This is a genomic window from Rhodococcus sp. JCM 9793, from assembly GCF_055380405.1.
The window spans coordinates 1,162,448-1,176,106 of record NZ_AP043721.1 but is presented as its reverse complement, the minus strand read 5'-3'; the positions used below and the strand labels follow the sequence as shown (position 1 = coordinate 1,176,106).

At 65.5% G+C, this 13,659-nt stretch carries 13 protein-coding genes; 9 read left to right on the top strand and 4 right to left on the bottom strand.

The annotated features are described in order from the left end of the window. Positions 1–77: 77 nt before the first annotated feature. Positions 78–863, bottom strand: coding sequence for a DUF6319 family protein (locus ACZ46K_RS07665; RefSeq protein WP_464747483.1), 786 nt, complete (start codon positions 861–863; stop codon positions 78–80). A gap of 140 nt (positions 864–1,003) precedes the next feature. Here ACZ46K_RS07665 and ACZ46K_RS07660 point away from each other — a divergent pair, with 140 nt between their 5' ends. Continuing rightward, a complete protein-coding gene (locus ACZ46K_RS07660; protein WP_464747480.1) occupies positions 1,004–2,056 on the top strand; it encodes an adenylate/guanylate cyclase domain-containing protein in 1,053 nt (350 codons plus the stop codon). Positions 2,057–2,073: 17 nt separating this feature from the next. Here the strand turns inward: ACZ46K_RS07660 and ACZ46K_RS07655 are convergent, their stop codons facing one another. After that, positions 2,074–2,718, bottom strand: a complete 645-nt coding sequence (locus ACZ46K_RS07655) for a TetR/AcrR family transcriptional regulator (RefSeq protein ID WP_464747478.1) — start codon at positions 2,716–2,718, stop codon at positions 2,074–2,076. 183 nt (positions 2,719–2,901) lie between these two features. On the opposite strand from ACZ46K_RS07655, the gene ACZ46K_RS07650 reads away from it, so the two are divergent. The 5 genes from ACZ46K_RS07650 to ACZ46K_RS07630 all read left to right on the top strand — a co-directional run bounded on the left by ACZ46K_RS07650 (position 2,902) and on the right by ACZ46K_RS07630 (position 8,004). Then, positions 2,902–4,380: an MFS transporter gene (locus tag ACZ46K_RS07650; RefSeq protein ID WP_054807373.1), complete on the top strand. Its 1,479-nt coding sequence runs from the start codon at positions 2,902–2,904 to the stop codon at positions 4,378–4,380. A 119-nt stretch (positions 4,381–4,499) separates the two neighbouring features. Continuing rightward, positions 4,500–5,432 carry an AurF N-oxygenase family protein gene (locus ACZ46K_RS07645; protein ID WP_054810614.1) on the top strand — a complete coding sequence of 311 codons (933 nt, stop codon included), beginning with the start codon at positions 4,500–4,502 and terminating at the stop codon, positions 5,430–5,432. Positions 5,433–5,498: 66 nt separating this feature from the next. Further along, positions 5,499–6,275 carry an SDR family oxidoreductase gene (locus ACZ46K_RS07640; RefSeq protein ID WP_054807374.1) on the top strand — a complete coding sequence of 259 codons (777 nt, stop codon included), beginning with the start codon at positions 5,499–5,501 and terminating at the stop codon, positions 6,273–6,275. 171 nt (positions 6,276–6,446) lie between these two features. Then, positions 6,447–7,241, top strand: a complete 795-nt coding sequence (locus tag ACZ46K_RS07635; RefSeq protein ID WP_132475610.1) for an enoyl-CoA hydratase-related protein — start codon at positions 6,447–6,449, stop codon at positions 7,239–7,241. A 31-nt stretch (positions 7,242–7,272) separates the two neighbouring features. Further along, on the top strand, positions 7,273–8,004 hold the full coding sequence (locus tag ACZ46K_RS07630; protein ID WP_464747476.1) for an SDR family NAD(P)-dependent oxidoreductase: 732 nt from the start codon (positions 7,273–7,275) through the stop codon (positions 8,002–8,004). A 70-nt stretch (positions 8,005–8,074) separates the two neighbouring features. On the opposite strand, the gene ACZ46K_RS07625 is transcribed toward ACZ46K_RS07630, so the two are convergent. Further along, positions 8,075–9,103 (bottom strand): RNA-guided endonuclease InsQ/TnpB family protein, encoded by a 1,029-nt coding sequence (locus ACZ46K_RS07625; RefSeq protein WP_464749258.1) that lies wholly within the window; start codon positions 9,101–9,103, stop codon positions 8,075–8,077. Positions 9,104–9,237: 134 nt separating this feature from the next. Between ACZ46K_RS07625 and ACZ46K_RS07620 the strand changes: the two genes are divergently transcribed. The 3 genes from ACZ46K_RS07620 to ACZ46K_RS07610 are packed head-to-tail and all read left to right on the top strand — an operon-like array spanning position 9,238 to position 12,744. After that, the gene (locus ACZ46K_RS07620; protein WP_054809516.1) at positions 9,238–10,908 is read left to right on the top strand and encodes a class I adenylate-forming enzyme family protein; all 1,671 of its coding nucleotides are present in this window, start codon (positions 9,238–9,240) and stop codon (positions 10,906–10,908) included. After that, positions 10,905–12,053, top strand: a complete 1,149-nt coding sequence (locus ACZ46K_RS07615; protein ID WP_054804859.1) for an acyl-CoA dehydrogenase family protein — start codon at positions 10,905–10,907, stop codon at positions 12,051–12,053. Before ACZ46K_RS07620 ends, ACZ46K_RS07615 begins: the two co-directional genes overlap by 4 nt. Positions 12,054–12,081: 28 nt before the next feature. Continuing rightward, positions 12,082–12,744, top strand: coding sequence for a TetR/AcrR family transcriptional regulator (locus tag ACZ46K_RS07610; RefSeq protein ID WP_464747473.1), 663 nt, complete (start codon positions 12,082–12,084; stop codon positions 12,742–12,744). Here the strand turns inward: ACZ46K_RS07610 and ACZ46K_RS07605 are convergent. Continuing rightward, entirely contained in the window at positions 12,723–13,538 is an 816-nt protein-coding gene (locus ACZ46K_RS07605; RefSeq protein WP_464747471.1) for an IclR family transcriptional regulator, read from the bottom strand. The two genes, ACZ46K_RS07610 and ACZ46K_RS07605, sit on opposite strands and share 22 nt — an antisense overlap. Positions 13,539–13,659 lie beyond the last annotated feature (121 nt).

Below are 13,659 nucleotides of genomic sequence, written 5' to 3'. Positions count from 1 at the left end.
CCCTCCAACGCGGTCTGCCCAGACCGCCTCCGCGGTCAGCGTACTAGAGCGTCGTCACAGTACTGGAGGATTCCGCACTATGCAGGGTTGGAACCGAGACTTTCGAGCGCCTTCCGCGCCTCCTCGAGTTCGCGACTCAACTGCGCGACGCGTTCCTCCACGGTTCGGCGCGCCTCGTCGATCACCGAGTGCACGGCTTCGATCGCGGTCTCGTCACCGAGTTCCTTGACGGCGCGTTCGACGGCATCGGGCGCGACAGCCGCGGGCTTTCCGATCTTCCGCGTGCCCTGCGCGACAGCGACCGTCCATTCGTTCTCGGGGTCGATCGTGACGGTGATGCTGATGGCGGCGGGCTTCTTGGCGCCTCGCTTGGCCGGGGCCTTGGGCTTGGCCGGCTCGGCGCCGGCCGCGGACGGCGGGTTCGCGGGAGCGGAGGTCATTGTGGTCTTCTCCTTGGCTGCCGGCCGGGGGGCAGGCTGTGCGGGTTCGGTTTTCGCGACCGGGGTTGTTGCTGCAGGCGGTTTCGCCGCCGGGGATTGCGCCGCAGAGGGCTTCCGTGCGGGTGTTCCGGTCGCAGACGGTGCCTTCGCGGCGGCCGGTTTCGGCGACGTCTTCGTCGCCACATCTCGGGTGAAGCGCAGTTCATCGGTTTCGAAGGGGAGCTCGTCGTTGACACCCTTGGGGCGGACGGTGACCGTGGTCCCGTCGATCGAGATGACACGCGCCGACGTACCCGGCCCTATCCCGAGGCTGGAAATTCCCTCGACGAGATATACCGTGGCGCGGCGATCCTCCGCGAGGGCGGAGCTCAATTCCACGAGTTGTTCCTCGGTCAGATGGTCCGCACGTCTACGGGGCGGCATGCCACGTCCTTTCTCGGCTCTGCTGTGCGATCGACGGCGCCCACTCTCGCACATCTGTACGACACTCCGTCCGTCCGGACGTACGGCGATCGTCTCGCCGCAGGGAACCCGTCGTGTGCCCCGAACCACGACAAGGAAAGATGTCGGTTGTGAACTCGCCGGAGCAACGACCGAAGCCCGGCCCCGACATGCTTGCCGCCATTCAGAGGGAGCTCGAACGCAGCCTGCTCGGGGGCGAACGCCGCTATACGGTGGACGAGGTCGCCACGATGGCAGGTATGTCTCCTGCGCGGGTTCGACGGTTATGGCAGGCGTTGGGATTCACCGTCGACCCCGAACCCGACGCGGAGATGTTCACCGACGGCGACATCGGTGCGCTACGCGATATCGCGGCGATCGTCGGTAGCGGCGTGATCGACGAGAACCTCGAGCTCTCGGCGGCCCGGTCGCTCGGTCAATCCATCTCACGACTCGCAGAGTGGGAACTGACCCTGTTCAACACTCACCTCTTCGACAACCTCGTCGACGAGCATTCCGACGTGTCGGCCGAGGAGATGCCCGACCTCATCGATGCTCTCGTGCAACAGCTGTCGATGCGGGCCGAGACCCTGCAGAGCCACATCTGGCGGCGTCATATCGTGAGCACCACGGAGCGTTCCGTCTGGCGCCCCGAAGGAGACGCACCTCTTCGCGAAGTCGTGGTCGGGTTCGCCGACATGGTCGGCTACACGCAGCTCACCCGCCGCATCGATGCGGGCGAACTCAACGAACTGCTCGAGTACTTCGAATCCGAGGTCACCGCGGCGATCACCGGACACCACGGGTGGGTCATCAAGACCGTGGGCGACGAAGTGATGTTCGCGGCCGAGGATCCGGCCGACGGCGCGCGGATCGCGCTCGAACTGCAGGAGACCTTCGGCGCGAGCAAGGACACCCCGGAGCTCCGGGTGGGACTGGCATGGGGACCGGTGCTGGCACGCTTCGGCGACCTGTTCGGCTCCGTCGTCAACAACGCCGCTCGTCTCACGGGTGCGGCCCGGCCCGGCTCGATCCTGCTGGACGAGAAGCTCGCGGCCGAGCTCGATCCGGAAGAGTTCCGGATCCAGCCGCTGCGCAGGCTCAGGGTCAAGGACTTCCGCCGGTCGCGGCCGTTCGTCCTGCGGGCGCCGGACCGGCGACGCTGGGCACTCTGACCGGATCCTCTGCCGGACTATCCTCTCGCTGCACGACGAGCCGCGAGGAAGTCGTCGACGATCTGTTCGCATGCCGCCCGACCGATGGGCGGCAGGGTGACGAGCCGGTTGAACACGACCGGACCGACCAGCTGGATGAGGGCGAGGTCGTAGTCGAACTCGCCGAGTTCCTCGCGTGTGGACTCGGTGCCGAGCACACGGTCGAACGACGAACGGTAGCGTTCGACGAGCTGCTCGCGCAGCGACTGCAGTTCGGGTCGCGCCTGCGCTTCCGGGTCGGCCGGGCGACTCGCGTGGACGAGTTCCGGCCCCATCCCCAGCCAGCACATCGCAGCGAGAGGAATGGGTACTTCCTCGACGATCCGCGCCTGGCCGATGAGCAGTTCGACGAGTTGTTCGCGCAGGTCGGCGTTCTCGGGCACGGGTGGCGCCGGCGGGATCAGCCGCGCGAAGGCGGCGGCGACGAGTTCGGTGCCGTTCGCGAAATGCCGGTACAGCGTCGCGCGACCCACCCCCGCGCGGGTGGTCACGGCATCGATCGTGACGGCGTCGGCGCCGCCCGTGGCGAGCAACTCGGTGGCGGCATCGAGCAGCCGTGCTCGCGACCGCGCTTTCCGGGGATCGGGTTCTCGGGATGTCTGGACATCTTCGCGTGCGCTCACATCCACAGTTTCTCTCGTCTCCGTCCGGGCCTGGTTGTAGAACTATCGTTTCCGTTACGATACCGACAGTCTCGTTTGTGGTTCCACGACTCCTGCGCAGTTCCACAAGCCCACCGTCACGCTCGGAAGGCAACCGTGTCCGAAGCATCAGCACCTCCGAAGTCCGAGATTCCCACTGCTCGCATGACGCGCGCACAGCTGTGGCTGCTCGTCGTGGCCTGTTCTTCGGTGTCCGCGGTGATTGCGGCGATGGCGGCACTCAACACCGCGTTGCCCGACATCGCCGTCGAGACCGGGGCAACGCAGAGTCAACTGACATGGGTGGTCGACGGTTACACACTCGCGCTCGCGGCACTACTGCTCCCGTGCGGCGCCCTGGGCGATCGGTTCGGTCGACGCGGAGTCCTCGTCATCGGTCTGGTGATCTTCGGGCTCGGGTCGGCGCTACCGCTGATCACCGACGGTCCGACATGGTTGATCGCGTCGCGAGGTATCGCCGGCGTCGGAGCGGCTCTGGTCATGCCGGCCACGCTGTCGCTGATCACGACGGGATTCTCGCCGGAGCACCGAGCACGAGCGATCGGGATCTGGGCCGGGGTGGCCGGATCCGGGGCAGTCGTCGGCATGATCGTCTCCGGAGTCATCCTCGAATACGCCTCGTGGAAGTTGATCTTCGGTGGATTCGCTGTCGCGTCCCTCGTCATGGTCGTGATGTCACTGACGATCCCGTCATCGCGGGCCGAGAATCCCGGGCGCTTCGACATCGGCGGTAGCATCCTTGCGATCGCGGCAATCGGCCTGTTCGTCCTGGGCGTGATGGAAGGGCCTCATCGAGGCTGGCTCGACCCGGTGACACTGGGTTGCATCGCTGTCGGCGTCGCGGCCGCCGTCGGGTTCGTGTTCGCCGAACTGCGGGCCGCCGAACCGTTGCTCGATATGCGACTGTTCGGCAACCGCGAATTCGGTGTGGGCGCCGCCGCTCTGAACCTGCAGTTCCTCGCAGGGTTCGGGCTGTTCTTCCTGATGGTGCAGTATCTCCAGCTCGTCCAAGGCTATTCACCGCTGATGTCGTCCGTCGCGATGACTCCCATCTTCGTCCTCGTGATGATCATGTCCGTCGCGGTACCGCTGATGCTCCGATGGATCGGACTGCGCATCCTCATGAGCGTCGGCCTTGCCTTGATCGGGGTGTCGCTGATCTTCCTCGGCATGCTCGACGCGGACTCGTCGTACCTCGATGTCGCGCTGGCGATGCTGGTAACGGGTGTCGGCGTCGGATTCTGTACCGCGCCCGGAACTCACGCGATCGTCTCGAACACCCCGGAGGACCAGCAGGGTGTCGCATCGGCCGTGAACGATGCGACCCGCGAGATCGGTGCGGCGATCGGTGTCGCCGCGGCGGGCAGCGTCCTCGCCGCCGCCTACGGAAACCGGATCGCACCGACCGCGGAGATGCTCCCGGAACCTGCGCGGGGAGCCGTGGAGGATTCGCTCGCCGCTGCCCTGCAGGTTGCAGAACAGGCCGGTCCGCAGGGCGAACAACTCGCCGCACTCGCCCAGGACGCATTCCTCGAAGGCATGCAGCAGGCATCATTTGCGCTCGCGGCGGTTCTGCTGGTCGGCGCTGTCGGTGCGGCTTTCTGGGCGCCGCCGCGCAGCTGAGGCCCCCTTCCAGAACCCACAATGCCCATCGCCGATTCGGCGGTGGGCATTGTGTCGTGGGTGCGATCACTGTAGCCTTCAGTTAACAGTTACTCATCGTCACACTTAAAGGTGGAGGCATGACCGCATCGTTCACCCGCGAGAACAGCAAGGGTTTCGTTCCAGGACTCCCGATCTCCGACCGCGAGGACACTGCGCGGCGCCTGCTCGCATCGTCCGCCCGCAAGTCGTACGACCCGGTGATCGAGGTCGACTGGGACGCACCGATCCCCGACGACAAGTTCGGCATGACACCGGAGTGGAGCACGCTCTACGGCACCGTCCTCTGGGACGAACTCACTGATGAACAGCGCATCGAACTGACCAAGCACGAAGCCGCCAGCGTCTCGAGCGTCGGCCTGTGGTTCGAGATCCTGCTCATGCAGATGTTGCTGCGCGACGTGTACGGCCGCAACAAGCACTCGAGCCATGTGCAGTTCGCGCTCACCGAGGTCGCCGACGAGTGCCGTCACTCCGTGATGTTCGCGCGGGCCGGCGAACGCCTCGGAATGCCCGGCTACGGTCCCCCGAAGTACATCCATCACCTGGGACGGCTGTGGGGTCACTACTTCCGCGGCGCCAACGCCTACGCCTCGGTGATGGCCGCCGAGGAGATCCTCGACATGATGCAGCGCGATTTCATGCGCGACGAGCGCGTGCAACCGGTCACCCGCGCCGTGAGCAGGATCCACGTCCTCGAGGAAGCCCGGCACATCCGGTTCGCTCGCGAAGAGGTCACCCGGCGACTCACCGGCGCGAGCCGCGCGCGTCTCGCGATCGAGCGCGTCAACACCGCGGTGGTCGTGTACTTCGTCGTCAAGAGCATGATTCATCCCCGCGTGTACACCAATGCCGGCCTCGATCGTGATCGCGCACTCGCGGAAGCCAAGGGCAACAAGCACCACCACGACAAGGTGCGCAAGTCCGGCGCCAAGCTCATGACGTTCCTCGACAGCGTCGGATTGGTCGGCGGGCCGTCGAAGATCCTCTACAAGAAGGTTCATCTGCTCTGACCGAGACGGCCCACTGAGCGGAACTGCGCGGCCGAACGATCGGCCGCGCAGTTACTCTCCGATCCCATGAGCATCTCGAACCCGGCCGACTTCACCGGACACGCAGTCGTCGTCACCGGCGGCACGAAGGGCATCGGCTTCACCATCGCCGAGACCTTCCTCGCTGCAGGCGCCGATGTCCTGGTGTGCGGGCGGTCCGAGCCCGAGGCACTCCCGGAAGCGGACGGTCGTACCGCGTCGTTCTTCGCCGCCGACATCCGTGACGCCGATCAGGCCGCTGCCGTCGTCGATGCGGCGGCCTCCGAATTCGGCCGCCTCGACGTACTGGTCAACAACGCGGGCGGCTCCCCCGACGCGGACGCCGCGACGGTCTCGACGCGGTTCTTCGACCGGATCGTCTCCCTCAACCTTTCTGCGCCCTTCTATGCGGCGCAGGCCGCGAATCGCGTCATGAGCACCCAACCCACCGGCGGCTCGATCATCAACATCGGCAGTGTGTCGGCGCACGATCCCCAGCCCGGCACCGCCGCATACACCGCAGCCAAGGCCGGTCTGCTCGCACTCACCAAGGCGCTCGCGCTCGAGTGGGCACCGAAAGTGCGGGTCAATCACATCACCACGGGCCTGATCCGTACCGAAGCCGCGGCCCATGTCTACGGCGACGACGGCGGCGCGGCGGTGACGAAAACCTTGCCCATCCAGCGAATGGCAGTTCCCTCGGATATCGCGGGCGCGTGCCTGTATCTGGCCGGGCCGCTTGCGTCCTATGTCAACGGCGCCGATCTCGCCGTCCACGGCGGGGGCGAGGTACCCGCGCGCTACATGGCGCTCAATCCTCGGTAACAAGTCCCGATAGCCCACACTCCCCGCCCCCGGCGCCACCGCAGCCCGGGGGCGGTTTCCGCTGCGCACGCCACCATCGAGCACTGTGACCCTTGACACTCAATTTTAATGAATGTACCTTCAGCCTCAATGAATGAGTATTCATTCCCTCACTTCGACAAGGGAGTCACCATGGCCGACTTCGACGACATCACCTACGAAATCGACGGCGCCGCCGCGATCATCACCATCAATCGCCCCGAGCGTTACAACGCCTTCCGCGGCAAGACCGTCGAGGAACTGATCAAGGCGTTCCGCGCCGCGTGGGCCGACACCCGCGTCTCGGCGATCATCCTCACCGGCGCCGGAGAGAAGGCATTCTGCACCGGCGGTGACGTCAAGCAACGCGCCGAGACCGGCGACTACGGCCCCACCGAGAGCGGCATGTTCGAGATCGGCAACCTGCACAAGCTCATCCGCGACGTCCCCAAACCCGTCATCGCTGCCGTGAACGGAATCGCCGTGGGCGGTGGGCATGTCCTGCACGTCCTGTGCGACCTCACCATCGCCTCCGAGAACGCGAAGTTCGGCCAGGCCGGGCCCCGTGTCGGATCGTTCGACGCCGGCTTCGGCTCCGCCTTCCTCGCCCGCATCGTCGGCGAGAAGCGCGCACGCGAGATCTGGTACCTGTGCCGCCAGTACGACGCACCCACCGCCGAGCGCTGGGGTCTCGTGAACTGGGTGGTCCCCCAGGACAAGTTGCTCGACGAGGCCAAGGCCGTCGTCGCGGAGATCGCGGAGAAGAGCCCCACCGCGATCCGGTTCCTCAAGCAGTCGTTCAACGCCGACACCGATCACCAGGCCGGTCTGAGCAACCTCGCGATGTCTGCACTCGACCTGTTCGGCAAGTCCGACGAAGGTCTCGAAGGCGCGAAGGCATTCGCCGAGAAGCGGCCCGCCGAGTTCGCAAAGTACGTCAAGGCCTGACCGTCTCCTTCACCCCGAGAGGACCATTCACATGAGCAACATCGCCCTCGTCACGGGAGCCGGTTCCGGCATCGGCAAATCCATTGCGCTGGCCTTCGCCGCGCAGGGCGACAAGGTGATCGCCGCCGACCTCGATCTCGCGGCCGCCGAGGCCACCGCGAAGGAGAACCCGGACCTGATCACCGCGCTGCCCGTCGACATCTCCGACCGCACCCAGGTGGACGCCCTCCGCGAACACACCCACGCGCAGGTCGGCGTCCCCAACGTCCTCGTCAACGCTGCAGGATGGGACCGGACCGACCAGTTCCTCAATGCCACCCCCGAATTCGCGCAGAAGGTCGTGGCGATCAACTACCTCGGTCCGGTGAACATCTGCAGCGCCTTCCTGCCCGGCATCATCGAGGCCGGCAACGGCGGGCGGGTCATCAATCTGGCCAGCGACGCCGGTCGCGTCGGCAGCTCGGGTGAATCCATCTACGCCGGCGCCAAGGGCGGTGTCATCGCACTCACCAAATCGCTTGCACGAGAGATGGCACGGCACGGCATCAACGTCAACTGTGTATGCCCCGGCCCCACCGACACACCGCTGTTCCAGTCACAGGACGAGAAGCTCAAAGCGGCACTGATCAAGGCGATTCCATTCCGCCGGCTTGCCCGCCCCGACGAGGTTGCCGCCCCGGTCCTGTTCTTCGCTTCCGACTCCGCATCGTTCATCACCGGACAGGTGATCAGCGTCAGCGGCGGCCTCACCATGGCCGGCTGAGCGGCCTCTCACCAGGACAGGACGAGACACCTTAACGTCTCCCCTGCCGTGTTGACAGGAGATTCCCAGCTCAGACCGCACCCGAACCACCACCCGAAGGAGGCGGACCCCAGTGACCTACGTCGTCGACACCGGTGTGGCCACGCTCCGCCACAGCCAGAATCACTCTGGCAGCGTTCCGGTCCCGACACCCCGAAAACCCACAGGTATCGCACCGGAAAACTCGTTCCCCGAGTCCGAGGGGTTGCTTGGCTCTCGCGAAACACCCCGAACACGTCATCGTCGTATACGCGGGCCGCACCAACACCACCTTCCGGCCGGCCCGCCTACCGCGTTCGACAAGTTCCCGCTTCATGGTCGCGACCGCCGCATCCGCAGCCTTGCGCGCCATGTTCGATTTCGCCAGGAACTTGGGTTTGAAATCCTCCACCGCCAACAACTGATGCTCGTCGACAACCCGCTTGGCCCAGGCTCGTCCGTCGTGCCGGTTCTGCCGGGCCACTTTCTTGTGCACCTTCGCCGCCTGTTTTCGGGCCCGCTGGTAGCCCTTCGACGGCGCCTGCACCTTCCCACGCCGGCGTCGCGCCATCCGTTTCTGGGATTTCGCCAACTCCGCAGAGCACCGTTTCCGATATTCGGCATGCGGCAGATCGAACTGCTCATCGGTGGCCGTCGCGGTCTGCGTGACACCCCAGTCGATCCCCACACGACTCGTCACACCTTCGGGCAACACCAACTGCTCGTCGCGGATCCGGAAACCGCGGCGGGTGTATTCGAGCGACGGCAACGCCTTTTTCCGCGCCTTGTAGCGGGGACGACCGCGGCCTTTGACGGTGAACGAGGCATCCGACGCCTGCGCGTAGGTGCGGAGCATCTGCTGCTGCGCGACCTGAGAACGCTCCCGCAACCACGACGAACGGGCGCGGATCTCGGTCAGCATGGTGCCCAGTTTCGTGAAGTTCGGTTTCCGACCAGTCTTCTGTTGGTGGACGGCTTCGTTCCACAAAAATCGGCAACGGTGCCATTCCTCGATCAGGGCACGTTCGGCGAGCGCACCCGGCCTCAGTCGGTACTTGTAACGCACCACCTCGGTCCCCATGCCCGGCACCATATCCGCGCCCACCGGCACGGTGTGCTCGGTCCGACACGGTTGCTCCACGCAGCCCACCTTTTGGAAGGAGGACGGCGCTTCCTCTCCCCCGTGAACGAGGGAGTATCCGCGCCGAACACCAGATGACCGCGTCGTACAACGCCCGGGCCTACCGGGAGTACTTCGAGAACGACTTCACGTATCTCAACGGATTCCGGCGCAACACCGGGCGTTACGCGCACCGGGTCGCCGTCACCGACCCCGACACCGGGCAGCAGTGGACCTACAAGCAGCTCGGCGAACGAGTCGACCGGATTGCAACCGGCCTCGCCGACGCAGGCGTCCGGAGCGGCGACGTCGTCGCATACCAGCTGTTCAACGGAATCGAGTTCGCCGAGCTGTACCTCGCGACGCAGGCTGTCGGCGCTGTCGGCTCACCCGTCAACTTCCGTCTGGCCGGGGGCGAGACCGCGTTCGTGCTCGACACCAGCACCCCGAAGGTCTTCGTCTACGACACCGAACTCACGTCGAATGTGCAGGCGGCGCTCGAGCACTCGTCGCACACACCCGATGTGGTGATCGCTGTCGGCGACGGCGAGCCCCTCTCCGTTCCGGGAGCCACCGCCATCCGCTATCGCGACCTTCCGGCCGACCGGGTGTCGCTGCCGCCGCTGCACCGGACCGTCTGGGACGAAACCACCCGCCTGTACACATCCGGTACCACCGGTATGCCAAAGGGCGTGCCGCTCAACGGCATGATCGAGATCTTCAGCGCACACGACGTGATCATGCACTTCCCGCTCGGCCCCGAAGACAGGACGCTCAACATGACCCCGTGGTTCCACCGCGGCGGCCTGTACTCCGGCGGACCGAACCCGACGTTCTACATCGGTGGGCAGGTGGTACCGCTGCGTACCTTCGATCCCGACCGCGTCCTCGACCTCGTCGAAGAACTCGGCCTGACCTTCCTCATCGGCGCACCCACCAACCTCGCGCTGCTCGCGACCGCGCAGGAGCAACGCGCCCGCGACCTGTCGACACTGCGCGGCATCGTCACGATGGGTGCACCCCTCGAACGCGACGCCGCGCTCCGCTACCAGACGGTGCTCAACCCACGAATCTTCAACGGGTACGGGAGCACCGAGGGCTTCTGGAACACCTTCCTGCGCCCCTCCGATCTTCCCGATCACGCTGGGACTGCGGGCCGCGCGTGCACCGACGACGACGTTCGTGTCGTGCACGTATATCCGGACCGTCTCGCCGACCCCGGCGACGTGGTCACGCGCGACAACCAGGAGGTCGGCGAGGTCATCGTCCGGTCACCGAAGTGTTCCAACGCCTACTTCGACTCTCCGGACCAGGAGAAAGCCAAGTTCCGGAACGGCTGGTTGCACATCGGCGACCTTGCGACATGGGATGCCGGCGAATTCGTCACCATCGTCGGCCGCAAGGACGACATGCTCGTCTCCGGTGGCGAGAACGTCCATCCCGTTCAGGTCGAGGAAGCACTCAACCAGCATCCGGGCGTGCAGGACTCATTGGTCGTCGGCGTGCCCGACGACCGGTGGGGACGGATCGTCGTCGCCTACATCGTCGCGTCCGATCCCACCCTGACCATCGATGCTCTCGACGAACACTGCCGCGCACACCACCTGTTGTCCTCATTCAAGCGGCCGCGTGCATACCGGTTCGTCGACTCCCTCCCTGTGTCGGCTACGGGCAAGAAGCTGCACTACAAGGCGACCGCCGCGGCAGCGAGCGAATTCACCGACGGCCGATTCACCACCCCTACTGCTTCCGGGATGATCCTATGAACACCGCACTGATCCACGAATCCGAACATCTCCAGTTCCGCGAGGTCGCGCGAGACTTCGTACGCGAGAAGATCACCCCCGTCCACGAAGATTGGGAACGCGCGAGTTGCCTCGATCGATCCCTGTTCACCGAGGCCGGCAAGCTCGGGCTCCTGGGCTTCTCGGTCGCCGACGAGTACGACGGTCCGGGCGTCGACGACTTCCGCTACAACGCCATCCTGATCGACGAGGTCAACCGGGCCGGTCATGCCGCCGCCGGTATCGCGTTCTCACTGCAGAACGACGTGGTGCTGCCCTACCTCACGGACATGACCACGGACGAACAGAAGGCTCGGTGGCTGCCCGGCGTCGTCAGCGGTGAGACGATCCTCGGTATCGCGATGACCGAACCCGGAACGGGCAGCGACCTGACCGGCATCCGCACGTCGGCGGTGCTCGACGGCGACCACTATGTCGTCAACGGATCGAAGACGTTCATCTCCAACGGACAGAACGGCGACCTGTTCGTCGTCGCGACCCGCACCTCCGACGACCCACACAAGGGGCTGACGTTGCTGGTCGCCCCGGCCGATACCCCCGGCTTCTCCCGTGGCCGGAACCTGGAGAAGATCGGCCTGCACGCGCAGGACACCAGCGAGCTGATGTTCACCGATATGCGTGTGCCCGTCGCCAATCGCCTGGGTGAGGAGGGACAGGGCTTCTATCAGCTCGTGCACAATCTGCCTCAGGAGCGCTTGTCGCTCGCAGTGGGTGCGGTCGCCGCAGCCGAAGGTGTCTTCGAGACGACCCTCACCTACGTACGGGAACGCAAGGCCTTCGGTAGACCGGTGTCCGGCTTCCAGAACACCCAGTTCGTGCTGGCCGAACTGTCCACCGAACTCGACCTCGCCCGCACATTCCTCGACGACTGCATCGCCGAGCATGTCGACGGCCGGCTCACCGCTGCACGCGCCGCGCGGTTGAAGTGGTGGACCACCGAGCTGCAGGTGCGCGTCGCCGACCGATGCCTGCAGTTGCACGGCGGCTACGGTTACATGCGTGAGTACGCCGTGTCGCGGGCATTCGTCGATGCCCGTATCCAGACGATCTACGGCGGTACCACCGAGATCATGAAGACGATCATCGCCAAGGATCTCGGGATCTGACGAGAACGGCGGCCCGACAGGAGCACATATGACCAGCGACCAGGACGAACTGTCCGTTCACGACGCGGTGCGGGCGGTACGGACGGATTCGCGGCGACGTCAGGTCCTTCGCGCCGCCGCGACGGTCATGCAGCGGACCGGGTTCCATCAGATGTCCATGCAGGCGCTCGCCGACGAGGCGGGCGTCAGCGTCGGCCTGATCTACAAGTACTTCGGGGGCAAGGAGGACGTCCTTCTCGCGACGATCATCAGCATTCTGGAATCGTTCCGCGACCAGCTGGTCCCGGCGATGGAAACCGCGGGTGACGATCCCGTCGAGCGCCTCGTCGCCGGCATGCGACGGTATATCGAGATCGTCGACGAGAACATCGATGCCGTCGCGTTGACGTATCGGGAGAGCCGAACCCTCGATCGCGCCGGACGCGACCGCATCAAGGAACTCGAGGTGTCGACCTCGGCTCCACTGCGGGACGTTCTGAAAGACGGAATCGCCGCGGGCGTCATGAACGACGTCGACGTCGACCTCATGGTGTTCGACCTACTGCTGCTCGCACACGGATGGGCCCTCAAGCACTGGCATTTCGGTGCCCTCTACTCATTGGACGAGTACATCCGCCTGCAGATCCGCTTCGTGCTCAACACGATCCTGCCGTCCGAGCGAGGCGACGACTACGCCCACCTGGTCCGCTGACCCTCGTCTCCACAGGCGAGGTCGCTGGAGATCTTCCGGGCGAAGTCGGCCACGAGAGGTGCCATCCATTCGAGCTGGATCGCCCGCACGCTGCCGGCCAGCGACACACTCGCGACGATTCCGCCGGTGCCGCGCAGGGGTGCACCGACACTGCCGATTCCGACGATCGACTCTTCGCGGTCGAACGCGATGCCGTGTCGCTTACGGACCCGGTTCAGTTCCTGATGGAGCATCACCCGGTCGGTGACCGTGTGATTCGTGGCCGGAGTCAGCCGAGAGGGATACAGGCTGTCGACCTGTTCGGGGTCGAGCGTCGCGAGCATTGCCTTGCCGCCCGCGGTGGCATACGCCGCGGTACGTCCACCCACCCGCGTCGGCAGCCCGGCAGCGCCTGCGCCACCGACCTTGTCGAGGCAATACACCTGTGCGCCGTCGAGAACGTCGAGATGCACGACACCACCGGTCTGCATTGCCAGTTCGTGGAGGTGCGGTGCCGCGCATTCACGGAGACGGTCGCGGTCGATGTCGCCGCCGAGGCCCAGTGCGCGGGCTCCGAGCCCGTAGCCGAGCGCACTGTGCTCGAGCCAGTCGAGGCGGACGAGTTGTTCGAGGATGCGGTGCACGGTCGACCGGGGAAGACCCGAGCGGAACGTCACCTCTTCGAGCGTGAGTCTGGCGATGCTTGCGTCGAAGGCCTCGAGGATGCGTGTCATTCGCTCGACCATCGAGGGTGGTGGCGGGCGCAGCATCGTTGTGTCGGCCTGCGTGAACTCCGAATCGATGACTGTCAACATGCCCTCCATCGCTAGTGGTCGGGTGCAGAACTCGAGCAGAACTGAAATTGGTTACTGCACGACTGAAACAAAGATCGGCCCCCGGAGAAGTACAGCACACAGAGTGTATGTGCGCTATGGA

Excerpts from the sequence above, each read along its gene's own strand:
- ACZ46K_RS07665 (WP_464747483.1), bottom strand. The coding sequence starts at position 863 with ATGCCGCCCCGTAGACGTGCGGACCATCTGACCGAGGAACAACTCGTG.
- ACZ46K_RS07605 (WP_464747471.1), bottom strand. The coding sequence starts at position 13,538 with ATGTTGACAGTCATCGATTCGGAGTTCACGCAGGCCGACACAACGATG.
- ACZ46K_RS07610 (WP_464747473.1), top strand. The coding sequence starts at position 12,082 with ATGACCAGCGACCAGGACGAACTGTCCGTTCACGACGCGGTGCGGGCG.
- ACZ46K_RS07620 (WP_054809516.1), top strand. The coding sequence starts at position 9,238 with ATGACCGCGTCGTACAACGCCCGGGCCTACCGGGAGTACTTCGAGAAC.
- ACZ46K_RS07630 (WP_464747476.1), top strand. The coding sequence starts at position 7,273 with ATGAGCAACATCGCCCTCGTCACGGGAGCCGGTTCCGGCATCGGCAAA.
- ACZ46K_RS07650 (WP_054807373.1), top strand. The coding sequence starts at position 2,902 with ATGACGCGCGCACAGCTGTGGCTGCTCGTCGTGGCCTGTTCTTCGGTG.
- ACZ46K_RS07660 (WP_464747480.1), top strand. The coding sequence starts at position 1,004 with ATGTCGGTTGTGAACTCGCCGGAGCAACGACCGAAGCCCGGCCCCGAC.
- ACZ46K_RS07645 (WP_054810614.1), top strand. The coding sequence starts at position 4,500 with ATGACCGCATCGTTCACCCGCGAGAACAGCAAGGGTTTCGTTCCAGGA.
- ACZ46K_RS07640 (WP_054807374.1), top strand. The coding sequence starts at position 5,499 with ATGAGCATCTCGAACCCGGCCGACTTCACCGGACACGCAGTCGTCGTC.
- ACZ46K_RS07635 (WP_132475610.1), top strand. The coding sequence starts at position 6,447 with ATGGCCGACTTCGACGACATCACCTACGAAATCGACGGCGCCGCCGCG.
- ACZ46K_RS07625 (WP_464749258.1), bottom strand. The coding sequence starts at position 9,103 with ATGGGGACCGAGGTGGTGCGTTACAAGTACCGACTGAGGCCGGGTGCG.
- ACZ46K_RS07615 (WP_054804859.1), top strand. The coding sequence starts at position 10,905 with ATGAACACCGCACTGATCCACGAATCCGAACATCTCCAGTTCCGCGAG.